This window comes from Ferrovibrio sp., assembly GCF_002796975.1.
Classification (GTDB): Bacteria; Pseudomonadota; Alphaproteobacteria; order Ferrovibrionales; family Ferrovibrionaceae; genus Ferrovibrio.
Genome location: NZ_PEKV01000009.1, coordinates 192,871 through 216,594, shown reverse-complemented (window position 1 = coordinate 216,594; position 23,724 = coordinate 192,871). Strand labels below are relative to the sequence as shown.

General features: G+C 63.4%; 18 protein-coding genes and 1 tRNA gene (1 of these 19 only partly in view). 3 read left to right on the top strand and 16 right to left on the bottom strand.

The genetic code is table 11. From position 1 onward, the window contains the following. On the bottom strand, nucleotides 1-7 hold the start of the coding sequence (locus tag CTR53_RS11680) for an FIST C-terminal domain-containing protein (RefSeq protein WP_290813215.1). The gene continues 818 nt to the left of window position 1, outside the view; 7 of the gene's 825 nt are visible here — the first part of the coding sequence; it begins with the start codon at nucleotides 5-7; its stop codon lies off the left edge, out of view. Between the two features lie 232 nt (nucleotides 8-239). Here CTR53_RS11680 and CTR53_RS11675 point away from each other — a divergent pair, with 232 nt between their 5' ends. After that, complete coding sequence (locus CTR53_RS11675; protein WP_290813212.1) at nucleotides 240-686, top strand: DUF2147 domain-containing protein; 447 nt, start codon at nucleotides 240-242, stop codon at nucleotides 684-686. Here CTR53_RS11675 and CTR53_RS11670 read toward each other — a convergent pair. The 3 genes from CTR53_RS11670 to putA form a co-directional block, all read right to left on the bottom strand. Continuing rightward, nucleotides 683-1,429: a CoA-transferase gene (locus tag CTR53_RS11670; RefSeq protein WP_290813209.1), complete on the bottom strand. Its 747-nt coding sequence runs from the start codon at nucleotides 1,427-1,429 to the stop codon at nucleotides 683-685. The genes CTR53_RS11675 and CTR53_RS11670 overlap by 4 nt on opposite strands. Nucleotide 1,430: 1 nt before the next feature. Next, nucleotides 1,431-2,270, bottom strand: coding sequence for a CoA transferase subunit A (locus tag CTR53_RS11665; RefSeq protein WP_290813207.1), 840 nt, complete (start codon nucleotides 2,268-2,270; stop codon nucleotides 1,431-1,433). 79 nt (nucleotides 2,271-2,349) lie between these two features. After that, on the bottom strand, nucleotides 2,350-6,186 hold the full coding sequence (putA, locus tag CTR53_RS11660) for a trifunctional transcriptional regulator/proline dehydrogenase/L-glutamate gamma-semialdehyde dehydrogenase (RefSeq protein WP_290813204.1): 3,837 nt from the start codon (nucleotides 6,184-6,186) through the stop codon (nucleotides 2,350-2,352). Nucleotides 6,187-6,346: 160 nt separating this feature from the next. On the opposite strand from putA, the gene CTR53_RS11655 reads away from it, so the two are divergent. After that, nucleotides 6,347-7,948, top strand: a complete 1,602-nt coding sequence (locus CTR53_RS11655; protein WP_290813201.1) for a class I adenylate-forming enzyme family protein — start codon at nucleotides 6,347-6,349, stop codon at nucleotides 7,946-7,948. A gap of 61 nt (nucleotides 7,949-8,009) precedes the next feature. Here the strand turns inward: CTR53_RS11655 and CTR53_RS11650 are convergent. Next, nucleotides 8,010-8,086 (bottom strand) — tRNA-His (locus tag CTR53_RS11650). Nucleotides 8,087-8,234: 148 nt separating this feature from the next. Here CTR53_RS11650 and CTR53_RS11645 point away from each other — a divergent pair. After that, complete coding sequence (locus CTR53_RS11645; RefSeq protein ID WP_290813199.1) at nucleotides 8,235-8,735, top strand: hypothetical protein; 501 nt, start codon at nucleotides 8,235-8,237, stop codon at nucleotides 8,733-8,735. Here the strand turns inward: CTR53_RS11645 and CTR53_RS11640 are convergent. From CTR53_RS11640 to CTR53_RS11590, 11 genes are all read right to left on the bottom strand, one after another. Next, entirely contained in the window at nucleotides 8,732-9,508 is a 777-nt protein-coding gene (locus CTR53_RS11640) for a hypothetical protein (protein ID WP_290813196.1), read from the bottom strand. The genes CTR53_RS11645 and CTR53_RS11640 overlap by 4 nt on opposite strands. Nucleotides 9,509-9,536: 28 nt before the next feature. Beyond that, a complete protein-coding gene (locus CTR53_RS11635) occupies nucleotides 9,537-11,252 on the bottom strand; it encodes a hydantoinase B/oxoprolinase family protein (RefSeq protein WP_290813193.1) in 1,716 nt (571 codons plus the stop codon). Between the two features lie 4 nt (nucleotides 11,253-11,256). Continuing rightward, complete coding sequence (locus CTR53_RS11630) at nucleotides 11,257-13,299, bottom strand: hydantoinase/oxoprolinase family protein (RefSeq protein WP_290813190.1); 2,043 nt, start codon at nucleotides 13,297-13,299, stop codon at nucleotides 11,257-11,259. 8 nt (nucleotides 13,300-13,307) lie between these two features. Further along, nucleotides 13,308-14,009, bottom strand: a complete 702-nt coding sequence (locus CTR53_RS11625; RefSeq protein WP_290813187.1) for an ABC transporter ATP-binding protein — start codon at nucleotides 14,007-14,009, stop codon at nucleotides 13,308-13,310. Between the two features lies 1 nt (nucleotide 14,010). Further along, a complete protein-coding gene (locus CTR53_RS11620; protein ID WP_290813184.1) occupies nucleotides 14,011-14,772 on the bottom strand; it encodes an ABC transporter ATP-binding protein in 762 nt (253 codons plus the stop codon). After that, on the bottom strand, nucleotides 14,772-16,667 hold the full coding sequence (locus CTR53_RS11615; RefSeq protein WP_367158968.1) for an ABC transporter permease: 1,896 nt from the start codon (nucleotides 16,665-16,667) through the stop codon (nucleotides 14,772-14,774). Before CTR53_RS11615 ends, CTR53_RS11620 begins: the two co-directional genes overlap by 1 nt. A gap of 74 nt (nucleotides 16,668-16,741) precedes the next feature. Then, nucleotides 16,742-17,947 (bottom strand): ABC transporter substrate-binding protein, encoded by a 1,206-nt coding sequence (locus CTR53_RS11610; RefSeq protein ID WP_290813181.1) that lies wholly within the window; start codon nucleotides 17,945-17,947, stop codon nucleotides 16,742-16,744. Nucleotides 17,948-18,017: 70 nt separating this feature from the next. Further along, entirely contained in the window at nucleotides 18,018-18,602 is a 585-nt protein-coding gene (locus tag CTR53_RS11605) for an amino acid synthesis family protein (protein ID WP_290813178.1), read from the bottom strand. Nucleotides 18,603-18,607: 5 nt separating this feature from the next. Next, nucleotides 18,608-19,483: a UPF0280 family protein gene (locus tag CTR53_RS11600; protein ID WP_290813175.1), complete on the bottom strand. Its 876-nt coding sequence runs from the start codon at nucleotides 19,481-19,483 to the stop codon at nucleotides 18,608-18,610. After that, nucleotides 19,480-20,979 (bottom strand): 6-hydroxynicotinate reductase, encoded by a 1,500-nt coding sequence (locus CTR53_RS11595; protein WP_290813172.1) that lies wholly within the window; start codon nucleotides 20,977-20,979, stop codon nucleotides 19,480-19,482. Before CTR53_RS11595 ends, CTR53_RS11600 begins: the two co-directional genes overlap by 4 nt. 15 nt (nucleotides 20,980-20,994) lie before the next feature. Next, entirely contained in the window at nucleotides 20,995-23,721 is a 2,727-nt protein-coding gene (locus tag CTR53_RS11590; RefSeq protein ID WP_290813169.1) for a molybdopterin cofactor-binding domain-containing protein, read from the bottom strand. Between the last annotated feature and the right edge of the window lie 3 nt (nucleotides 23,722-23,724).

The following is a 23,724-nucleotide window of genomic DNA, read 5'->3' as shown; positions in this document are numbered from 1 at the left end:
CTGACATAAACGAAGCCGACATTGGCGCTGTCTGCCAGCGGCATGAGTTGCAGCAGGCTGCCATCCACCGCCATGCGCCAGTCTTCCGCGGCGCCGACGCCGAGACGGAAGCGGGAGCCGGTCGTTTGTTCGCTCATGCCGAACCTCCTGTGCTTCCGGTCACTCTATAACAGTTTGTCGGGGGCCGGGAATTCGCCAAACCGTAAAATTATGCCATTGTTCCGTCCAGGGAGATGCTCATGCGCAATATTATTATGGTTGCCCTCGCTCTGGCACTCGTACCGCTCATGGCCATGGCCCAGGCCGGCAGCCTGACCGGCAAATGGAAGACCATCGATGACGAGACCAATGCGCCGCGCAGCATTGTCGAGATCACCGAAGTAAACGGCGAGTTGCAGGGCCGCATCCTGCAGATCTTTTATCGGCCCGATGAAAAGCCCGATCCGGTCTGTGAAGCCTGCGAGGGCGAACGCAAGGACAAGCCGGTGATCGGCATGACTTTCCTCTGGGGCCTCAAACCCGATGGCGCCAACGAATGGGCCAGCGGCAGCGTGCTCGATCCGAAGAACGGCAAAATCTACAACGCCAAGGCGACGCTGACTGAGGCCGGGCAGAAGCTGCGGCTGCGCGGTTTCATCGGCACGCCGATCCTGGGGCGCACGCAGATCTGGCTGCGCGAACCTTAATCGCCGGCCGCCGCGAGGTCCGGAAAGACCTGCGCGACGAAACGCGGATAGGTTTCGGCAATCTCGGCGGCGATGCGCGTGCGCAGCAGCGCCAATGTGGCGGCATCCGGTGCCACTGTGAACGGCACACTGTCGGGACAATCAAATTCAAAACCGGTATTGTCGCGCACTTCCTCGACGCTGTGACCGGGATGCAGACTCTCCAGCCGGAAGCGGCGTTTGCTGCGGTCGAAAGCGAACCAGCAGAGATTGGTCAGCAGCCCGATCGGTCCGCCAGGACGGTATGTGCCGTCATTCTTCGGGCCGGCGGAGGAAATGAAATCCACCCTGGGCACCAGCACGCGGCGGGTATGTTCCTCACGGAACAGGATCACGCGCGGCACCAGATAATAGAGGTAGCCTGAGCCGAACGAGCCGGGCCAGCGCACAGCCGTCTGCGGATATTCGCCACCCGCCCCGACGAGGTTGATATTGGCCTCGCCGTCGATCTGGCCGCCGCCGAGGAAAAACGCATCGAGCCGGCCCTGCCCAGCCAGATCGAATAATTCGACGCCGCCATCGCAGAGAAAATCGTTGCGCACGCTGCCCAGCACGTTGACGCGCATCTTGCCATTCGACTGCGCGCGGGCCAGCAAAGCACCGGCGCCCGGAATCGGTGAGGAGGCACCAGTGGCAACCAGCCGGCAGCCATGCAGCAGCCGGGCAATCGTGGTGATGAGAAGTTCCTGACGGCTGAAGTCCATTTTACTCTGCCGCCTTCTGGTCCTGCACGAACTGATCGCAATAGCGCGTGAAACCATCGGCGGTGCGCGCCATCTCGCCATAGAGCTTCAGATGGTCTTCGTCATAGTCATAGATGTCCCACAGCTTGATCGGCCAGGCGCCGCGCGGCGCTTCGGCGATGCCCCCGATGTATGCACCGGTCAGCGTGCCGGCGGCGGTTTCCTCCGAAGCGAGCAGGTCGACGTCGCGGATTTCCTCCACCGTCACCAGCGACTGCGTCGCGGCATGCGCCATCGCGACCAGTTCGCGGCGGCGACCGATGAAGACATTGCCATTGCGGTCGGCAAAGGGCGCATGGAAGATCGCAAAGTCAGGCCGGATCGCCGGCAGTAGCACGACCGGGTCTTCGTCTTTCGAGAAGGGATTGTCGATCACAGTCCAGTCGGGCCTGTGTTTCAGCAGGTCGGTGCCGAGCAGACCGCGCAGCGGCATGAAGGGAATGCCCTTTCCGCCAGCTTGAATGGCGGCATGCACAGCCGGACACGTGGCATCCAGCATGCGGAAGGCGCCGGCTTTCAGCGCGGCCTGGAAACGATGCGCCGTGCCGTATTCGCCCAGCGTGATCGCCGAGGTCTCTACCGTGCCAAGGCAGCCGGCGCCGGCCAGCATCTCGACCTGCAGGCCCGAGATCGGCACGCAGATGACATGCAGGTCACGCAGACCCCGGCGGATCATGGCGCGGGTCAGCGCCATGGCAACGCCGGAATAATCCGGCGGCACGGCGATCTTGGCGCCATCGGGAATCTGCGCCGCGAGTTGGTCGACGCCGTGCAGCGGTACCTGTCCAATTTCCCTGGTCATTGCGCGTCCTCCACCTGCTTACACCATTGTGGCGCAACAGGTGGCGAAGGCAACCCGTGAAATGCTTAACCGATGCTCATCAGCCAATACTCATCAGACTGGCGTTGCCGCCAGCCGCAGCCGTGTTGGTGCTGATCGAACGTTCCGTCACCAGCCATTCCAGCGGGTAGTCTTCCGCCGGCGACAACGCAGCGTAAACCGGCACCACCTGCTGCCTGCTGTCTGCCAGCGCGGCGGCAATGCCGGTCAGGGCATCGCCATCGCCTTCATAGAGCACGGCCGAAATCTGCTCGCCGCCGACCTGCCAGCCGACCAGCGTCCGGAGATCTGGCGGCAACGTGTCGAATACGCCGGCATGAGTGGCACCTTCCGACAGCGCGACGCGGTTTCCGGTCGCAAAGGCTGCACCGACCTGCAGCAGCAGGCCCGACTGACTCCGCGCCATGCAGTGCAGCACGCCACGCGGCAACAGGGCATAGGTATTCCGCTCGCCCACTGGGCCCGGCAATTCGCGGCTGAAGCCGAGCGGGCTGCGCTCAGCATAATCGCGGCAGCGCTGCGCCTCGGCCGTCAAACCCCTGCCCTCAAGCCAGGCGATGTAAGAGTCCATCACTGGATTGCCGGTACCCTTGAGATCGACAGGCGGTACAGCCGAAAGCAGGCGGCGCAGGTAAAGCGGTCCGCCGGCTTTCGGCCCGGTGCCCGACAGGCCGTGACCGCCGAAAGGCTGCACGCCCACTACAGCGCCGATGATGTTGCGGTTCACATAGAGATTGCCGGCTTCGACGCGTTGCACGACGTGGGCGATGGTTTCATCAATCCGGCTGTGCAGGCCGAAGGTAAGGCCGTAGCCGGAGGCGTTGATCGTATCGATCAGGGCATCAAGCTCCTGCCGCCTGTAGCGCACCACATGCAGCACCGGAGCGAAGACTTCGGCCTTGAGATCCGACAGTTTCGCCAGTTCGATAATGGTCGGCGACACAAATGTTCCATGCCGCGCCGAGGCCGGCAGTGGCAGCTGTTCGGTACGGCATTTCTTCGCGCGCATCGCCTCGATATGCGTGAGAATAGTCTGCTGCGCCGCCGGCGTGATCACCGGGCCTACGTCTACCGACAAACGATCCGGCGACCCCATCGACAATTCTGCCAGGCCACCCTTGAGCATGGTGAGCATGCGGTCGGCAACGTCTTCCTGAATGCAGAGGACGCGGAGCGCCGAGCAGCGCTGACCGGCCGAGTCAAAGGCGGAGGCCAGCACATCGGCCACCACCTGTTCGGGCAAAGCCGAGGAATCGACGATCATCGCATTCAGCCCACCGGTTTCGGCGATCAGCGGCACCGGGCGACCGTCCGGCAGCAGGCGATTGGCGAGCTGCTTCTGGATCAGACGCGCCACTTCGGTGGAGCCGGTGAACATCACGCCGCGAATGCGCGGGTCGCCCACCAGTGCCGCGCCGATGCGGCCGTCACCAGGCAAAAGCTGCACTGCGCCCATCGGCACACCGGCTTCATGCAGGATCTGCACGGCCTGCGCGGCGATCAGCGGGGTTTCTTCGGCCGGCTTGGCCAGCACGACGTTGCCGGCGGCCAGCGCCGCTGCCACTTGGCCGGTGAAAATCGCCAGCGGAAAATTCCACGGGCTGATGCAGACGATGGCCCCGAGCGGGCGATGCGTGTCGCTGGAGTAGCCTTCGATTTCGGCGGCGTAGTAGCGCAGGAAATCCACCGCCTCCCGCACCTCGCCGATGGCATTCGGCAGCGACTTGCCGGCCTCGCGCACGATCAGGCCCAACAACAGCGGCATGCGGCTTTCCAGCAAATCGGCGGCGCGCAGGAGACATTGTGCGCGCTCGGCCGGCGGCGTCGACTGCCAGATCGGCGCCGCAGCGACAGCATGATCGACGGCACGCCCAGCCTGTGCGGGCGTGGCTTCGGTTACCTTGCCGACGATGTCGTTGCGGTTGGCCGGATTGCGCAGCGCGACGCCCTCGCCGTCTGCAGGCCCGTCTGCCAGCAGCGGCATGGCGCGCCACGGTCGGTCCGCGCTGGAAAGCAAGGCGGCCGACAGCGAGGCGAGCTGCTGTTCGTTCGAAAGATCGATGCCGGAAGAATTGCGACGCTCGCCGAGGATGTCACGCGGCTGCGCGATTTTCGGATGCGATGCGCCAAGCGGCTGTATCGCCTTTGCCGACTCGACCGGATCGGCGATCAGGCGGTCGAGCGCGACGTCCTTGTCGGCGATCTGGTTGACGAAAGAGGTGTTGGCGCCGTTCTCGAGCAGGCGGCGCACCAGATAGGCCAGCAGGGTTTCATGCGTACCGACCGGCGCATAAATGCGGCACGGTCGATTGAGTTTTTCGCGGCCAACCACTTCCTCATAAAGCGGCTCGCCCATGCCATGCAGGCACTGGAATTCATACTGTCCGGGATAGTAATTCGCGCCAGCCATCGCATGGATCGTCGCCAGTGTCTGCGCGTTATGCGTGGCGAATTGCGGAAAGACCGCATCGGGCGCGGCCAGCAACTTGCGGGCGCAGGCGAGATACGACACGTCGGTATGGATCTTGCGCGTATAGACCGGGAAGCCTTCGAGGCCATCGACCTGTGCGCGTTTGATCTCGCTGTCCCAGTAGGCGCCCTTCACCAGCCGCACCATGATGCGATGGCCGCTGCGTCGCGCTAGGTCGATCAGCCATTCGATCACGAAGGGCGCGCGCTTCTGGTATGCCTGCACCACGAAACCGATACCGTTCCAGCCGGCCAGTTCAGGATCGAAGCAGAGGCTTTCCAGCAGGTCGAGTGAGATTTCGAGGCGATCGGCCTCCTCGGCATCGATATTGAGGCCGATATCGTAGCGCCGCGCCAGTAGCGTCAGTGTCTTGAGGCGCGGCAGCAGCTCGGCCTTCACGCGCTCCAGATTGGCGCGGTTGTAGCGCGGATGCAGCGCCGAAAGTTTGACCGAGATGCCCGGCCCGTCGTAGATGCCGCGCTTGGCCGCCGCCTTGCCTATGGCGTGGATCGCCTGTTCGTAATCGACGTAATAGCGCTGCGCATCGGTGGCCGTCGCCGCCGCCTCGCCCAGCATGTCGTAGGAATAGCGGAAGCCTTGCGCTTCCCACTGCCGGCTGTTGGCCAGCGCCTCAGCAATCGTCTGGCCGGTGACGAACTGCTCGCCCATCATACGCATGGCGATATCGACGCCCTTGCGAATCAGCGGCTCGCCGCCGCGCGCGATCAGCCTGGTCAGCGAAGTAGACAGCGACTTGCCGCTGCTGGTGCTGGTCAGACGACCGGTGATCAGCAATCCCCAGGTGGCGGCATTGACGAACAGCGACGGGCTGTGGCCGAGATGCGCCTCCCAGTCGCCATCGCCGATCTTGTCGCGGATCAGCGCGTCGCGCGTGGCCCGGTCGGGGATGCGCAGCAATGCCTCGGCCAGGCACATCAGCGCCACGCCTTCCTGGCTGGACAGCGAATATTCGTGGATCAGCCCCTCGACGCCACCCGACTGGCTTTTATCCCGCAATGCCTCGACGAGTTTCCGCGCCAGGTCGCGCGCCTCCGTCGTCACCGGTTTGGGCAGCGTGGCCTCGGCAATCAGCAGCGGCAGGCATTCGGTTTCGGGCCGGCGATAGGCGGCGGTGATCTTTGCCCGCAACACGCTCTGTGGCTGCACCGTCTGGGCAAACTCCAGAAACGGCGGAAGCGGTGTATCGGGCGCGGACGGCACGTCCGTTACGTCGATGGCCGGGGCGAGCAGTTCGTTCAGTGCCTCGCCGCGCTCGACGCGCTCCAGCACGGAGAAGATGCTCTGCTTGATCAGCCAGTGCGGCGAACGCCCGATGCCGTCGGCGGCACGTTTCAGCCGGGCCTTGAGGTCTTCGTCGATCTTCACGCCGATGGTGGTGACGGCCATGTCTGGGTTCCTGCGACTCACGGCACCGGCGCAACCCGCCTAACCTCAGAATTTCCAGATAAGCGCAACCAAGTCAATCCGAAAGGCACAACCTTAATTAAGACCTTGATACTCATGGAGGATGGTTCGAATATTGACCGTAACGGGAGGAACATCTGGCATGGCCTGGGATCTTGGTTCGTCAATTCCGATCCGCAGCGAGGCGCATTTCGACGACCGGGTGGTGCGCTGCTTTGCCGACCGGCCGAGCCACACCTACGGCATCTTCACCGCCACCCTCGCCCGTCATCCCGACAACGAGGCGTTGGTCGCCGGCGACATCCGCCTGACCTATCGGCAACTGGCGGCGGAATCGGATCGTGTTGCCGCCGGGCTCCTCGCGGCCGGGATCAAAGCCGGTGACCGCGTCGGCATGCTGCTGGGCAACCGCGTCGAGTTCGTCACCACCCTGCTCGCCTGTCTGCATATCGGCGCGATCTGCGTGCCGCTTGGTACGCGGCTGCAGACGCCGGAGATCGCGTACATCCTCGATCATTGCGGCGCCGCTTTGCTGGTGCATGAAGCAGATCTGACCGACCGTCTGCCAGCCAGTGCGGAGCTGCCGAAGTTGCGACATCGCTTTGCAATCGGCGGTGATGGTGTGGGATCGCAGCCTTTCGCCGTTCTGCAGAAGGATGACGGCATACCGGCCGCAGCAGATCCGGCCGAGGAAAACACCGCCGTCATCCTCTATACCTCCGGCACCACCGGCCGGCCGAAAGGCGCGATGCTGGCACATTTCAACATCGTGCATTCCGCGCTGCATTTTCAGTATTGCATGGGACTGACGCCGGCCGACCGTTCGCTGCTGGCGGTGCCGGCCAGCCATGTCACCGGACTGATCGCCATCATCGTCACCGCCTGGCAGGGCGGCGGCGCGGTGATCATGGTGCCGGAATTCAAGGCACGCGAGTTCCTGCCGCTGGCAGCACGTGAAAGGCTGACGCACACCATCATGGTGCCGGCGATGTACAATCTCTGCCTGCTGCAGCCGGATTTCGACCTGCATGATCTGTCGAGCTGGCGCGTCGGCGGCTATGGCGGTGCGCCGATGCCGCAGGCCACGATTGCCGCGCTGGCGCAGAAGCTGCCGCAGCTCGGCCTGATGAACGCCTATGGCGCCACCGAGACCACCTCGCCCACCACGATGCTGCCGCCCGAGAAAAGCGCATCGCATTCCGACAGCGTGGGGCTGGAAGCGCCCTGCGCCGAGGTGATTGTCGTGGATGCCGGGGGCCGCGAAGTCCCACGCGGCGAAACCGGCGAGATCTGGATCCGCGGACCTATGGTGGTGCCGGGCTACTGGAACAACCCCGACGCCACGGCGCGTGAATTCACCGCCGGTTTCTGGCATTCGGGCGATATCGGCTCGATCGATGCCGATGGCTTCGTGCGCGTCTTCGACCGCGTGAAGGACATGATCAACCGCGGCGGCTACAAGGTCTTCTCGGTCGAGGTGGAAAATGTGCTGAGCCACCATGCGGGCGTGCTGGAAAGCGCCATCATCGCCCGCCCCTGCCCGGTGCTGGGCGAGCGGGTGCATGCTTTTGTCGCCCGCAGGGATAGTGCGGTCACCGAGTCGGATCTGAAAGACTTCTGCGCCGGGCGGCTGGCCGACTACAAGGTGCCTGAGACCTTCACCCTGCTGGATGAACCACTGCCCCGGAATGCCAATGGCAAGCTGCTGAAACGGGTGCTGCGCGAGCGATTGCCGGCGGCGTGAACCAGAGCCTGAAAAGGAAAAGGCCAGCCAACAGCTAAGCTATTGACCGGCCTTTAGAATTTGGGGCGAGGAACGGGACTTGAACCCGCGACCCCCAGAGCCACAATCTGGTGCTCTAACCAACTGAGCTACCCCCGCCACAGGAAGCCGCTTATTAACCGCCCTGCCCGGCGGGGTCAAGCCGTTAACATACCGTCGCGGCACCCGCCACGGTTTTGCGGGTTACGGACTTTGGCCGCTATTTCAGTATCTTGTACGAAAATCAGCGGTCCGCTAAGAGAAGCTTATGGGTAGCTTCTGGCTGATCATGGGGGCGATGCTGATTGGCGTGCCCGGCGCCACCTTTATTGTGCTGCAGCTGATCGCGCAGCACAAAAGGCAGGTTAGTGCCTATGAGTGGAGTTCGGCCGAAGTGGTGCGACGTGGCCAGCGCATGGACGAGCTGGAGAAGCTGTCCAAAAATGCCCAGCAGAAAATCGCCGAACTGACCAAGCAGAAACTCGAACTGGAAGCCCAGGTCACCAAGCTGGAAAAGCTGGCGAGCGAAGCTGTAGCGCAGGAGACCAATACCAAGACCTTCAGTATCGGCATCTACAATTCAGAAGTGCGCCGCGCCCATATGATGGGCGAGAAGCACCGCCAGCTCGACGACAAATGGGGCGAGATCAATTACGTCGAACTGAACGGCGCCGGCGAAGACGAAGTACGCCGCACCATCATGCGCAAATTCCCGCCTGAACGCGGCTTCGTCATCGAATCTGTTCATCTGGTGAAAAAGACCAGCTAGGCATTCAGCCGCGACGCTTCCACCGTGATCTCCAGTCCGGTCTCGTTATCGATCTCGCCGCGCGGCGCCACCGGCCAGTGCCAGGTTTTTTCCGGTGCCGGCAGCTTCACGCCCAGCACCGCGCTTTCGCTCAGTACAATCTCTCCCGCCCGGCTGCGCCAGATACGGCGCGCATCGGCAGTCAGCCCGACCGGACAGGTAAAATCCTGCAGACCCTGCAGATGCGCCTGCAGAATGGCACGACCGAACGTTTCCGCTGACTGCATCGTCATGCCCTGGCGCTGCACATATTCCATCGGCAGCAGCGGCAGCTGCGACAACAGGTTGAGCGACAGCACACAATCGGGTGGCACCGGATCGAGTTCCTTCATCGCCTCGGCAGTCGGGATCGGCAGCGGCATACCGAGCCGCCATTCCGACAGCGGCAGCACCACGCCAGAAACATCGGCGAGCCGCAATTCCACGTTCGGCCAGCGCCGGGCCAAAGCGCGCGCCTGCGGCAGCCAGGCGATATCGAAGACCAGCACGCGTTTGAACAATCCGCTCAGCTCAGCGAGCGGCAGGTCGGACAGCGTGCCGCCACCCAGCAGCCAGACTGTATCGAGGTGACGACAGGCGTCCGCCGTCTTCAGCGCAAAATCGCGGGTATTGGCTTCATGCTCGGCCCATTCGCGGGTCCAGCGGCGGCGGCGCGACCACAGGCTGACGGCGGCGCGGGCATAACCCAGCTGCCGCGCCGGTTTACTCGCCTGTGTTCCCACCCATACCAGCATCTCTGCCAACATGGGCTGGAGTGTAACGCTATTCGGCGGCGGATTTCACCGATGGGACAACACCAAATCGCGCCTTGATCTGCTCGGCCGTGTAGTAACCGCGTTCGAGGTCGCGGGCCACATCGGCCGGATCGCGCCGGGCCGGATCACCATAGCCACCGCCGCCGGGAGTCGAGACATGCAGGCGATCGCCCACCGCGATCTCGATATCCTGGTCCTTGGACAGATGCGGCGGCACGTAACTGCCCCTCGCGGTTTCGACCCGCACGGTATTGAGGCCGCCGTCCTCGCCGCCCAGCACGCCGCGCGGACCGCTGCGGCCATGGTCCATCACCATCGAGGCGCGCGCCTCGCCCCGGCGCAAACGGATCGTGTAGTTCACACCAAAACCGCCGCGATGCTCTCCGGCGCCGCCGGAACCTTCGTGCAGCGAGTATTCCTCGAACAGCACCGGATAATACTGTTCCATCACCTCGATCGGCGTGGTCTTGGAAATACCGATGGTCGAGCAGCCGTTGCTGATGCCATCGCCGCCATGCCAGCCGCCATAGCCGCCACCGGAGATCACATACATCACATAACTGCGGTCGCGCTTGGGATCGTAGCCGCCGAGCGCCAGATTGCCCGACGTGCCGGCCGGCGCGGCGAACAGCCGGTCGGGCATCGCCTGCACCAATGCATTGAACACCGCCTCGGCGATGCGCTGACTGACTTCGGCAGCACAGCCCGAAACCGGGCGCGGATACTTCGCATACAGGAATGTGCCATGCGGATCGAGCACCTTCAGGGGCTCAAACGTACCGGCATTGATCGGTACATCCGGGAATATATGCTTCACGGCCAGGTAGATCGACGAATAGGTTGTCGCGATCACGCTGTTCATCGGGCCTTTGCATGGCGGGCTGGAACCCGTCATATCGAAATGCATTTCCTCGCCAGCCTTGGTCACCTTCATCTTGATGACCAGTGGCTCATCCACCACACCATCGGAATCGACGATGGCCTCACCGAGATAGACGCCATCGGGAATGGTGCGGATGCGGGCGCGCATCTGCTGGCTGGCGCGCTGCTTCAGCTCCTCGATGGCCTGCTCCACCACATCGGCGCTGTAGCGATCCAGCAAGGCGGTCAGCCGCTTCTCCCCGATGGTCAGCGCTGCCGCCTGGGCCTTGATGTCACCGATGCGCTGGTCGGCGATGCGGATATTGCTCAGGATGATGGAGAGGATTTCCTCGTCCAGCTTGCCTTCCTTGTAGAGCTTCACCGGCGGCAGGCGCAGACCCTCCTGCTCTACTTCGGTGGCATTGGCCGAGAAGCCGCCCGGCACCATGCCGCCGATATCTGGCCAATGCCCGGTATTAGACAGCCAGGAAAACAGCTTGCCCTTGTAGAAGAAGGGCTTCACGAAGCGCACATCCATCAGATGGGTGCCGCCCAGATAGGGATCGTTGACGATATAGACATCGCCGGGCTTCGGCGCTAGCAAGGGCGTCTTGTGCGCACGTTCGATCACGGCCTGCGTCGAGAACTGCATAGTGCCGACAAAAACCGGCAAGCCAAGTTCGCCCTGTGCAATCAGTTCGCCGGTCTCGCCATGATAGATGCCGTCGGAGCGGTCGAGTGCCTCCGAGATCACCGGCGAAAAGGCGGCGCGACAGAAGGCCAGGTCCATCTCATTGCAGACCTGCTGCAGGCCGTTCTGGATGACAACGAGGGTGACAGGGTCGATGGGCTTCTTTGTCATCGTCTTACTCCGCTGTCACGCTGACGATCAGGTTGCCGAGCTTATCGACATTCACTTGGTTGCCGGGTTCGATCACTACGGTGGTGTCGAGCTGTTCCAGAATGGCCGGACCGGCAAAACCGACATTGCGCGGCAGCCGCTCGCGGTCATAGACCGGCGTGTCCTGCCAGCCGCCGGCTTCGTACCAAACGCTCCGGCTGCCCTTCTTCGCGCCAGCAACATCCTTCGCGGGTTCAGCCGACAGCAGGCGATCCAGCGACAGTTGCGGACGACGGCCGATCACGGCGGTATGGAGATTGACCAGCACGGCGCGGATCTCGGGCAGTTCGACCTCGAAACGCTGCCAGTAGGCCTCCTCGAAGGCTTGCTGCAGCGCATCGCGGCCGATCTTCGGATCGTTCACTGCCACCGTGAGCAGATGACTCTGGCCCTGGAACTGCATGTCGGCGGTGTGCAGCACCTGCACCTCGTCGACATCAACGCCATCGCGTTCGATTGTCGCCTTGCCCTCGGCGACCTGTTCGGCCAGCACCTTGTCGACCAGCCCGTCTTCCAGCACCGAGAGCGGCTTGTTGACGGTCTTCACATAGTCATGGCGCAGATCGGCCACCACACAGCCCAGCGCATTGGTGATGCCCGGCCGGGCCGGGATCAGCAGTTTGGGAATGCCGAGTTCGCGCGCCAACGCCGCCGAATGCAGCGGCCCGGCGCCGCCAAAGGCGAACAGGGCGAAGTCGCGCGGATCATGGCCACGGCTGAGCGACACCATGCGGATCGCGCCAGCCATCTTGTCATTGGCAATACGAAGAATGGCGGCGGCCGCCTCGTCGGTCTTCAGGCCGAGCGGCTTGCCGACATCGCGATCGATGGCGTCTTTCACATCCTGCAGCGATACCTTGCTGTCGACCGCCAGCAGCCCATCGGGATTGAGACGGCCGAGCACCAGGTTGGCGTCGGTAATCGTCGGGCGCGTGCCGCCGCGTCCGTAGCAGATCGGGCCCGGCCGCGCGCCGGCACTTTCCGGACCGACCTGCAGCATGCCGGCTTCATTGATGAAGGCAATCGAACCGCCGCCGGCACCGATGGTATGCACATCCACCATCGGGACATGAATCGGCATGGCGTATTCGAGTTCCAGTTCCGACGAGACCTGCGGCACGCCATCCTGGATCAGGCCGACATCCGACGAGGTGCCGCCCATATCGTAGGTGATCACATTGGGCAAGCCGGCGGCGCGCGCGGTGTAGGCTGCCGCCATCACGCCGGACGCAGGCCCCGACATCACGGTATTCACAGCCGCTTCAGCGACGATGCCGGCCGCAATCGTGCCGCCATTGCCCTGCATGACGAGAAGATCCCGCCCGAAGCCCTTGCCCTTCAGCTCGCCGTTCAGCCGCTCGATATAGCGGTGCAGCACCGGCTGCACGGATGCATTCACGCAGGCCGTCGTGCCGCGTTCGTATTCGCGGTATTCCGACAGCAGCTGATGGCCAGCGGTGATATAGCCGTTCGGCCAGACCTCGGCCGCGATTTCCAGCGCGCGTTTTTCGTGGCTCGGATTGATGTAGCTGTGCAGGAAATGGATCACCAGCGCTTCACAGCCAGCCGCCTTCAGCTGCTCAGCCGCGGCACGCACCGCTGCTTCGTCCAGCGCGATGACCACATCGCCGTCGGCATCCATGCGCTCGGGCACTTCCAGCCGCCACTGACGCGGCACCAGCGGCTCGAAATGGCCGGTCAGGCCATAGGGCTGCGGCCGGGTGCGACGGCCGAGTTCAAGGCTGTCACGGAAGCCTTTCGTGGTGATAAGCCCGATCTTCGCCACCTTGCGCTCCAGCAACGCATTGGTGGTTGTCGTGGTGCCATGCACGATAGTGTCGGTCTGGGCGAGCGCAATATCGCCCTTCTCCAACGCGCCGAGCACGCCGAAGGCCTGGTTATCGAGCGTAGTCGGCACCTTCGCCAGTGCCACCTTGCCCAGCTGGGGTTCGATGCCGATCAGGTCGGTGAAAGTACCGCCGACATCGATTCCGACAATCCAGCCCATAATCTACCTCATACCGACAGATACTGTTCACGCACCGCCGCGTCGGTGGCAAGTTCGGCCATCGTACCCGAATAGCGGATACGGCCCTTCTCGATGATGTAGGCGCGATCTGCCACCATCTGAGCGAAATGCAGGTTTTGCTCCGAAAGCAGCACGCAGAGACCCTCGGCCTTCAGCTGCAGAATCGTGCGCGCCATCTGCTCGACGATCACCGGCGCCAGGCCTTCCGAGGGCTCATCCAGCAGGATCAGGCGGGGATTGCCCATCAGCGTGCGGGCGATGGTGAGCATCTGCTGTTCGCCGCCCGACATGCGACCGCCGGGGCGATCCTTCATATTGCCGAGATTGGGGAACAACTCGAACAGGCGTTCCGGCGTCCAGGTCGGCGCGCCATCGCGCGGCTTCTGCCGGCCGACTTCCAGATTCTCCATCACATTGAGATCCGTGAAGATGCGGCGATCTTCGGGCACATAACCCAGACCCAGCCGGGCAATACGGTGCGGCGACTGGCGATCGATGCGCGCGCCATCGAAAGTGATCCCGCCGGTCTCGGCCGGCACCAGGCCAATCACCGATTTCATCGTGGTAGATTTGCCCGCGCCATTGCGGCCCAGCAGCACGACGACTTCGCCGGCCGTGGCCTTGAGCGCCAAGTCGGACAGGATATGTGCGCGGCCGTAATAGGTGTTGAGGCCTTCGACGGTCAGCATGTCAATGGCCTCCCGCATAGGTGACGCCGCTGCCGAGATAGACTGCCTGCACCTCCGGATTGGCGCGCACCTCCATCGGGCTGCCTTCGGCGATCAACCTGCCGCGATTGAGTACGATGATACGGTCAGCCTGAGCGAAGACCACATCCATGTCATGTTCGGTGAACAGCACGGCGATATTGTCCTGCCGCGCCAGCCTCGCCGTCAGCGCCATCAGGTTGACGCGCTCATTCGGCGCCATGCCGGCAGTCGGCTCATCCATCAGCAGCAGTTTGGGCTGATTGGCCAGCGCAATCGCCAGCTCCACCCGCTTGATGTCGCCGTAGGCCAGGATACCGCAGGGCCGCTCGCTCTGGTCGGCCATGCCGACACGGTCGAGCAGCACCATCGCCTCGTCGAGATACATCTCGTTGGCCGACTTCCACAGGGATAGCAGCGCATTGTGGTGCGACAGCAGCGCCATCTGGATGTTCTCGCGCACCGTCATCGAGTTGAAGGTCGCCGTGATCTGGAAGGTACGGCCAACGCCGAGCCGCCAAATGTCGCGCGGCTTCATGCCGACCAGGCTGCGGCCCAGCAGGTTGACAATGCCGCTATCGGGCCTGAGCTGGCCGTTCAGCATGTTGAAGCAGGTGCTCTTGCCGGCGCCGTTCGGCCCGATCAGAGCAAGCAATTCTCCAGCCGCAACACTGAAGGCCACATCCTGCACGGCCTTCACGCCGCCGAAGGCTTTGGAGAGGTTGCTGACAGAGAGGACGGTCATCACGCGGCCTCCCTGCGCATCACGCCGATGCGCGTGGCCACCTGCTTAGTGAAGCCCGCAATGCCCTGCGGGAAGGCCAACACGATCACCAGAATGGTCAGGCCGAGGATGGCGCGCCAGTATTCGGTATTGCGTGCAATCGAATCCTGCAACCAGGTGAAGACCGCCGCGCCCGCGACCGGACCGGTCAACGTCTGCACGCCGCCGAGCAGCACCATGACAAGACCATCGACCGACCGCGGCACGGCGAGCGTCTCGGGCGAGATGCTGCCCTTGGAGAAAGCGAAGAGCCCGCCGGCCAGACCGGCGAAGGTGCCCGCCAGCGTGAAGCCGAACCACTGGAAACGGCGCACATTGATTCCGATGGCATCGGCGCGCAGCGCGGAATCGCGCCCGGCCCGCAGCGCATAGCCGAAGGGTGCATGCACCACGCGCCAGAGGAACAGGATGCCGCCGATGCAGAGCAGCAGCGCAAAGGCATAGAAGACCGTGCGGTCCTTCAGCCATTCGCTGGGCCACAGGCCGACAAGGCCATTCGAGCCACCGGTGAAGGCATCCCACTGGTAGATCACCGACCAGGCGATCTGCGCAAAGGCCAGAGTCAGCATGGCGAGATAGACGCCGGAGAGCCGCACGCAGAACCAGCCGAATACCAACGCGCCCAGACCGCCAGCCAAGGGCGCCGCGAACAGCGCCAGTTCCATCGGCAGCTTGAGCTTGAGCAGCGCCAGCGCCGCGCCATAGCAGCCCAGCCCGAAATAGGCGGCATGGCCGAAGCTGACCATGCCGGACGGGCCCATCAGGAAATGCAGCGTGACGGCGAACAGCGCGAAGACGGCGATGTCGATCAGCAGTACCAGCAGATAGCCGTCACCGCCAAACGGCACCAGGCCGAGCAGCACGACCACAGCCAGAACAGCGAGCCAGAAATTCCGGTTGAGCGGATAAAGCGGCGGCTCGACCATGAAGGTGCCGCGCTGTGTGCCCTGCTGCTTGCCTAGCAGGCCCCACGGGCGCACCACCAGCACGACGGCCATAATGACGAACTCGACCACCAGGGTGAATTTGCTGAAGGAGAATACTGTGCCGAAGATGCTCACGTCGCCAATACCGATACAGAAGGCCTTGGCCTGCGCGATCAGCAAAGCCGCCAGGAAGGCACCGCCGATCGAGCCCATGCCGCCGACCACGACGACCACGAAGGCGTCCGAAATTACAGTGATATCGAGTGCCAGCTGGGCCGGCTCGCGTGGCAGTTGCACGGCACCGCCCAGGCCGGCGAGAAATGCGCCGAGGAAGAACACGCCCGTGAAGAGACCGCTCTGATTGACGCCGAGCGCGCCGACCATTTCGCGGTCCTGCGTGGCGGCGCGTACCAGCGTGCCCCAGCGCGTGCGGTTCATCAAAAGCCAGAGCAGGCCGAGCACGACCGGACCGATGGCGATCAGCGCGAGGTCGTATTGCGGGAAACGCTTGCCGAGGATTTCGACGGCACCGCGCAGGCCGGCGGCGCGTGGGCCGACCAGATCTTCCGCGCCCCAGATATAGAGTGCGGCATCCTTGATCACGAGAACGAGCGCAAAAGTGGCAAGCAGCTGGAACAATTCAGGGGCGCGATAGATGCGGCGCAGCACGACAATCTCGATCACCACGCCGATCAGGCCGACACAGAGCGCCGCCATCAGCACGCCGCCCCAGAAGCCGAAGATGCTGCTGCGGCCGAAGAATTCGACCAGCATATAAGCCAGATAGACACCCAGCATGTAGAGCGAGCCATGGGCGAAATTCACGATGCGGCTGACACCGAAAATAATCGAGAGGCCGGCGGCGACCAGAAACAGCGACGATGCGCCGGCAAGGCCGTTCATGAACTGGATGACAATATTCGCGAGCAAGGCCGGTTCCGGTCAGGCTGGAGAGAAGAAAATCCCCCGCCCTGTCTGAGAACAGGACGGGGGTGGGGTAGGGCTTAATCAGCAGGGCGCATCTTGGCGACATCGGCATCCGACGGCAGGAACTTCGCACCATCGGCATAATACCAGTCGGTCATGACGCCCTTGCCATCCTTCAAGCCGATCTTGCCGACATAGGCGCCCATCGTGGACTGGTTGTCCTGCGGACGATAGGTGATGTTGCCCAGCGGCGTGCTGTGCGTCAGGCCCTTCATCGCCGCCACCAGTTTCTCGGTGTCCAGCGTGCCGGCTTTCTTGATCACGGCGGCAGCGGACTGCACCGTGGCATAACCGACGATGGAACCCAGACGCGGATAATCCTTGAACCGCTTCTGATAAGCATCAGCGAAAGCCTTATGCTCCGGTGTGTTGATGGCATACCAGGGGTAGCCCGTCACCCACCAGCCGGTCGGCGCCTCGTCCTTCAGTGGATCGAGATATTCCGGTTCGCCGGCGAGCAGGTTGAACACCTGCACACCCTTGAACAGGTCGCGGGTCTGGCCCTCACGCACGAATTTGGCAAGATCAGGACCGAACAGCGAGGAGAAAATCGCATCCGGCTTGGCGGCGGCGATCGCATCGGCCACCGCACCGGCCTCGATCTTGCCGAGCGGTGGTGCCTGCTCGATGACGAATTCGACATCCGGTTGCGCCTGCTTCATCAACTGCTTGAAGGCAGCAGTGGCCGACTGACCATATTCATAGTTCGGGTAGACGATGGCCCAACGCTTCTTCTTCAGCTTGGCAGCTTCCGGCACCAGCATCGCCGTCTGCATGTAGGTCGAGGCGCGCAGGCGGTAAGTATACTTGTTGCCCTGGTCCCAGACGATCTTGTCGGTCAACGGCTCGGCGGCAATGAAAAGAACCTTCTTCTCCTTGGCGAAGCTGGCGACCGCGAGACCGACATGCGAGGGGAAGGTGCCGATCAGGAAAGACACCTTCTCACGAGTCACCAGTTCCTCGGCCATGCGCACGGCGTCGCCCGGGTTGCCGTTGTCGTCGCGGCTGACGATTTCCAGCTTCTTGCCCAGCAGGCCGCCCGAAGCATTGACCTGCTCGACAGCCAACTCCCAACCCTTCTTGTAGGGTTCGAGGAAGGCGGCGAAATTCTTGTAGGAATTCATTTCGCCGATCTTGATCGTGTCCTGCGCCTGGGCGCCCGACATCGCGAACATCGCCGCACCGAAAGCGGCACTCAGTTTCAACCAGCTTCTGCGATCCATTTTAGTCTGCCTCCTGTTGATTCCATGATTTTTGTGAACGCGAACGCAAACTGACGGTTTATTTTACGCCTTATCGCTGCCCATCCTCGCCCTTGATCTCGTGGACCTGCAAGCCGCCAACACGGGCGTGCACACGTCCGCCGGTGCTCATCGCCAGGATGAAGGCGATCTCGTTGTCGCGCGGGCCATCTGCCGCGCCAAATTCAATGGCATCGAAATGGCTGCGCACATAGGCGGCATTCACATGATGGAGCGGGATATCGATCCTTGCGCCGGCACCGCCGACCTTGGTGGCGGACGGCACGATGGCCTTGGCATTACCCAGGATCTCGCGCATTGAATAACCACCGGGCACATGCCACAGCGCGCCGTGTTCCAGTTCGCCGGCAGCACCGATCAGGGCGCCCTTGCCATAGGCTTCGATCGCCTTGGGATCGTTGCCGAGCGCCGCAACCAGGCGCCTGGTAAGATCAAGGCCGAGCGGCTTCAGCGCATCCATCATCGGCGTGATGTCCTGCACATATTTGCCGGCATAGGGGTTCTTCACGAAAGCGCCGATCGCGCCCTTCATCGGACGCTTGCTCGCCACCGGACCGCCATCGTGGAATGTGTCCTCGGTGATGCAGACGATCTTGCGGACTTCCACCAGACTCATGGTCCCTACCCCAGCGCTTTCATGTCATGGCCGAGCAGCATCTCGCCGCCAACGATCCTGTTCTCGCCCTGCAGCGACAAAAACGCGGCCTGAATCAGGCCGCTGCGACGCAAATCTTGCGCGCGCATTACGCCGGCCGACAAGGCTTCGTTGATGGCAAAAATCGGCAGTGTACCTACGGAAACCGTGACCGGCAGCGCGCCAAGATCGCTATCGTCACGCAATGCGTGTGCCGGCTGACGGCGAATCGTTTCATGATCGACATTCACCGCATTGGCGATGATCGTGGCGGCGGCATCAGCCTGTGCGGCATTTGTTGCCAGCACTGTGACCGCATCGGCGATGCCGAGCGAGAAGGAACGTCCGCGCCAGCCCGAGGTCGCAATGCCGCGTGACGGCTGCATGGCTTCCAGTGTGGCGATGGCATCCAGATGCGGCAGCTCCGGGTTACAGACAACAGCCGCACGTAAGCTTTCACCCGGCGCAACATGGAAAGCGATGTCGCCACCGTTGTTCACATAAACCTTCGACACCTGCGTTCCATCCAGCATGGCCGTCAACACTTCATCGGCCACCGCCCCGGCCACCGCTGCCATCGGCGTGATGAATACATCGCGATAGGGCCAGCAAGCCGCGGCCATGCGCCGCGCCACCGGACCACGGAACAGAGGATGCGCAGCACCCAGCGGCTGGCGCAGTTCGGCCAGTTCGCTGACCAGGATGGAGAGGATGTCCTGGAACCGCGCCACAGCCTGCTCGTAGGCGCGCGCGGCGTCGGCGCCAAAGGCCTCGATCACCAGGTCGATAGGCCCGTGCTGCAAATGCAGGCGGCGTGAGGCGCCGTCGCGGCCGAGCAGCCAGTGTGCACTGGGAGCCGTCATGGCTGCTCCTCAGCGGTCGGCCGTGTAATCGGCCAGGGATTGTCGGCACGCTGGGCCAGCTTGCTGAGGCGACCGGCCTGCAGCACATCCTGCAGCTGCACGACATAATCCATATGGCCGCCGAGCACGGCATAGTCGTCGCGCCGCAGTGTGAACTCGATAGGCGCGACCAGCGCCGGAGTCGGCACATAGCCAAACGAATTGTCAGGCATGCGCGCCACATCCACCATGTAGGTGATGCCGCCACCAGGCCAAACATAGACCGGCGCGCCACCGGAGGTGACACGGGTAAGGCGATCCTTCACTGACAGCGTGAGTCGCACCGGATTCTCGGTGACGCCAGCGCGCAGACTGCCGCCTGCGCCAGCCATGAACAGCACGGTGCAGAGCGAGGGCTCGCAATTCTCGGCGATGCGGTCGACCACCAGCCTGATCGGCGCGGGCATCTCGGCAGGCTGCGGCTTCAGTTGGTCGTCCAGCACATACCAGGCGCTGTGTTCGCCGGTAGTGGACACCATCAGCAGCTTCATGCCGGGCCAGGCAGTCTTGGCGTCGATGTTCTCCACGATTTCGAGCGGATCGGAAATATTGGTGCCGCCCCAGCCGAGGCCGGGATCAGCGACCTGGAAATATCGGCCGGGTGTCGACTTGCGACCACGCACGCGGATGCCCGAGAGCGGCATGTCGAGGAAGCGGCCGGCCTGGTGCTCGGTCAATACGCCGGTAATGTGGTCGTCGACCACGATCACCTCGTCGGCATGACCGAGCCACTGCTTGGCGAAAATCCCGATGGTGGCCGAGCCGCAGCCGACGCGCATACGCGCTTCCGGCGTGCCGTTCACCACCGGCGGACGGCCGGCCTGCACGACCAGTTCCGAGCCACCATCAATCTGCAGGGTCACGGCCTGCTTGTTGCACAGCGCCAGCAGGGTATCGCAGGTGACGGTGCCTTCCTTCTTGCTGCCGCCGGTCAGATGATGCACACCGCCGAGCGACAGCATCTGCGAACCGTATTCGGCCGTCGTCACATGGCCGACCGCCTCGCCATTGACGCGCACGGCAGCCTGTTCCGGGCCGAGATAGCGGTCGGTGTCGATTTTCACCTTCACGCCGCAATAGCTGAAGATACCCTCGGTCACGACCGTGACCATATCGACGCCGTCATGCTGCGACGAAACGATAAAAGGTGCCGGCTTGTAATCAGGATAGGTTGTGCCGGCGCCGATACCGGTGACAAAACTCGCGGCTGGCAACGGCGCCGGCGCGGCGACGCTGCCATTCCAGCCTTCGGAACCGGACAGAAACGGTACGACGCTGCCCTCGGTAGCGGCGCGCTCGGTGATCACCAGAGGATCGACACGGGTCAGCATGCCGTTGACATTGGCATAGCGGTCGCAGGCGCCGGCCTTGCCGGGCCGGATGCGGCACAGTACCGGACAGGCATCGCAGCGGACGACATCATCCTTCGGAGCGGTGGTCGCGGCAGCCTGGCTCATGGCACTCCCCCTCTCCTACTCTGCCGCCTGCGGCAGCTGCTTCAGGGCAGCATGCAGGCGATGCGGCAGCACCGGAACTTCCGTCACCCGCACACCCGTCGCATGGCGAATGGCACCGAGGATGGCCGGCGCGGTCGGTACCAGGCCCGGCTCACCGACACCCTTAGCGCCGAAGGGACCGAGCGGTTCGATATCCTCGATCATGATCACGTCGATCTCCGGCACATCACCCACGGTCGGAATCAGGTAATCGTGCAGGTTCTCGGTGCGGCCTGGCAGGTATTCCTCCATCAGCGCCAGGCCAAGGCCCTGCGCGATACCGCCATGGATCTGACCTTCCACCTGGGTCGGATTTACTGCCCTGCCCACGTCATGCGCGGCGATGATCTTCTTCACCTTCACGGTGCCAAGCTCGATATCGACCTCAACCAGCGCCATCTGCGCAGCAAAGCCATAGGTGGCGTAAGGCACACCCTGGCCATTCGCGTCCAGCATGGTGGTGGGCGGATCGAAGCGGCCCGAACCCAGCAGCACATCGCCGTCATCGTTTAGCCGCGGCAGCGTAGCGAGATCAAGGCGGCGTACCGTGCCGCCATCTTCCACGGAGAGTACCGCGCCATCGAAATTCAGCTTCGCGCCTTCGCCCGCATTGGCCAGCCGCAGAACCTGCGTGCGCAGGTCCTCTGCCGCCAACTGCGTCGCTTTGCCCGATACGAAGGTCTGGCGCGACGCCGAGGTCTTGCCGGCATCTTCGGTGCGGTCGGTATCACCCATCACATAGTCGATGCGATCCATCGAAACGCCCAGCGCATCGGCCACGATCTGCACAAAGATGGTGTTCGAGCCCTGCCCGATATCGACCGCGCCGTTGTAGAAGAACACGCGGCCGTCGCCACGCAGGCCGATCCGCATGGTGGACGGATTGGAGATCGAGGTGTTGCCCAGGCCATACCACATACAGCCGATGCCGATGCCGCGCCGCAGGTTCTTGCGCCGCGCGTTGAAAGCCTCGACTTCGGCGCCCAGCGTCTGCCATTGCGGTCGCAGTGCGGCGATGCAATCGGCGAGGCCGGCGGAATGTTCCAGCTGCTGACTGGTGGCGGTGAGATCGCCGGCACGGATCGCGTTGATATAACGCATCTCCAGCCGGTCGATGCCCAGCTTGCCAGCCAGGTCGTCCATCAGGGTTTCATGCGCAATCGCCGCCTGCGGCACGCCGAAGCCACGGAAGGCACCCGACGGCGGTGCGTTGGTGAACAGCGCGCGGCTGCGGTTCTGCACATGCGACACACGATATGGCCCACTGGCATGCACCGGCACGCGGTTGGCCACCGTTGGCCCCCAGCTGGCGTAGGCGCCGGTATCGAAATCGGCATGGGTTTCGACCGCGACCAGTTTGCCGTCATTGGCCGCGCCGAACTTCGCGTGGATGCGCGCCGGATGCCGCTTGGTGCTGGAGGCCATGCTTTCCGGCCGCGTATAGACCAGCGCCACCGGGCGGTCGGTATGCCACGCCGCCAGCGCGATCAGCGGCTGCACCGAGACATCCAGCTTGCCGCCGAAGCCACCGCCGCAAGCCGTCGGCACGATACGCACGCGATCCGGCGGCAGTTGCATCACGCCGGCGACTTCGTCGCGATCCATGTAAGGTGCCTGGGTCGAGGCATGGATCTCGATCCGGTCGCCGATGCGCACGCCCCAGCCGGCTTCCGGCTCGATATAGGCATGTTCGACGAAGCTGGTCTGGAACAGGCCTTCAGCGGTCACAGCCGCTTCGGCAAAGCCTTTCGCAATATCGCCCTTGGCGACATTTCCGCGGATCAGCACGTTCTCCGCCTTGTCGGCCTGCACCAGTTTGGCATTTGGCGCCGCTGCCATGATCACGCCGCTGACGGCCTCTTCCGGCGCATACTGGATCGGCAGATCATCAGGCTTTACGGCCTCGACCGCCTCGCGCGAACCGAGCAGTGCGACAACCGCTTCGCCGCGATAGCGCACGATGCCGTCGGCCAACACCGGCTGATCCTTCATATCGAAAATAGCAAAGCCGTTGCGCGGCACATCGGCAGCGGTGAACACGCGCTCGAGGCCATATTTGCGGATCACGCCGGAGAAATCGCCGAGTGTGAAGCCGGCGCGGGCATGCGGACTGCGGATCACGCGCAGCCATAGCGCATCGGCCGGAATATAATCGGCACCGTATTTCTCGGTGCCCTCCACCTTCTGCACGCCATCCACCTTCAGGCTGCGCGCGCCGACGGCAGCGCCGACCTGCGGCGCTTCGGGCAGATCGGGCGTACGGGTGGCATCCAGCACGGCTTCAACGATCTTGCGGTAACCGGTGCAGCGGCAGAGCACGCCGCCGATGGCATCCATCACCTGCTGCTCATCGGGTTTCGACACCTCGGCCAGCAGGTCGGTCGCTGCCATCAGCATGCCGGGGGTGCAAATGCCGCATTGCGCCGCGCCGTGTTTGAGGAACGACGTCTGCAGGCGGTTCAGCGTGCCGTGTGCCTTCAGGCCTTCGACCGTTACCACCGGACGACCGGCAGCCTGGCCAACCGCCGTGAGGCAGGAACAAACCTGGCGGCCGTCGATCATCACCGTGCAGGCACCGCAATCGCCAGCATTGCAGCCGACCTTGGTACCGGTCAGGCCAAGATCGTCGCGCAGCACGTCACTGAGCCGCTTGGCCGGTGAGCCCTGATAGGTATGCGGTTTGCCATTGACGATCAGCCGCATGCC

Bases quoted from the DNA above. Each gene is read 5' to 3' on its own strand.
- CTR53_RS11675 (WP_290813212.1), top strand. From the start codon at position 240: ATGCGCAATATTATTATGGTTGCCCTCGCTCTGGCACTCGTACCGCTC.
- CTR53_RS11670 (WP_290813209.1), bottom strand. From the start codon at position 1,429: ATGGACTTCAGCCGTCAGGAACTTCTCATCACCACGATTGCCCGGCTG.
- CTR53_RS11665 (WP_290813207.1), bottom strand. From the start codon at position 2,270: ATGACCAGGGAAATTGGACAGGTACCGCTGCACGGCGTCGACCAACTC.
- putA (WP_290813204.1), bottom strand. From the start codon at position 6,186: ATGGCCGTCACCACCATCGGCGTGAAGATCGACGAAGACCTCAAGGCC.
- CTR53_RS11655 (WP_290813201.1), top strand. From the start codon at position 6,347: ATGGCCTGGGATCTTGGTTCGTCAATTCCGATCCGCAGCGAGGCGCAT.
- CTR53_RS11645 (WP_290813199.1), top strand. From the start codon at position 8,235: ATGGGTAGCTTCTGGCTGATCATGGGGGCGATGCTGATTGGCGTGCCC.
- CTR53_RS11640 (WP_290813196.1), bottom strand. From the start codon at position 9,508: ATGCTGGTATGGGTGGGAACACAGGCGAGTAAACCGGCGCGGCAGCTG.
- CTR53_RS11635 (WP_290813193.1), bottom strand. From the start codon at position 11,252: ATGACAAAGAAGCCCATCGACCCTGTCACCCTCGTTGTCATCCAGAAC.
- CTR53_RS11630 (WP_290813190.1), bottom strand. From the start codon at position 13,299: ATGGGCTGGATTGTCGGAATCGATGTCGGCGGTACTTTCACCGACCTG.
- CTR53_RS11625 (WP_290813187.1), bottom strand. From the start codon at position 14,009: ATGCTGACCGTCGAAGGCCTCAACACCTATTACGGCCGCGCACATATC.
- CTR53_RS11620 (WP_290813184.1), bottom strand. From the start codon at position 14,772: ATGACCGTCCTCTCTGTCAGCAACCTCTCCAAAGCCTTCGGCGGCGTG.
- CTR53_RS11610 (WP_290813181.1), bottom strand. From the start codon at position 17,947: ATGGATCGCAGAAGCTGGTTGAAACTGAGTGCCGCTTTCGGTGCGGCG.
- CTR53_RS11605 (WP_290813178.1), bottom strand. From the start codon at position 18,602: ATGAGTCTGGTGGAAGTCCGCAAGATCGTCTGCATCACCGAGGACACA.
- CTR53_RS11600 (WP_290813175.1), bottom strand. From the start codon at position 19,483: ATGACGGCTCCCAGTGCACACTGGCTGCTCGGCCGCGACGGCGCCTCA.
- CTR53_RS11595 (WP_290813172.1), bottom strand. From the start codon at position 20,979: ATGAGCCAGGCTGCCGCGACCACCGCTCCGAAGGATGATGTCGTCCGC.
- CTR53_RS11590 (WP_290813169.1), bottom strand. From the start codon at position 23,721: ATGCGGCTGATCGTCAATGGCAAACCGCATACCTATCAGGGCTCACCG.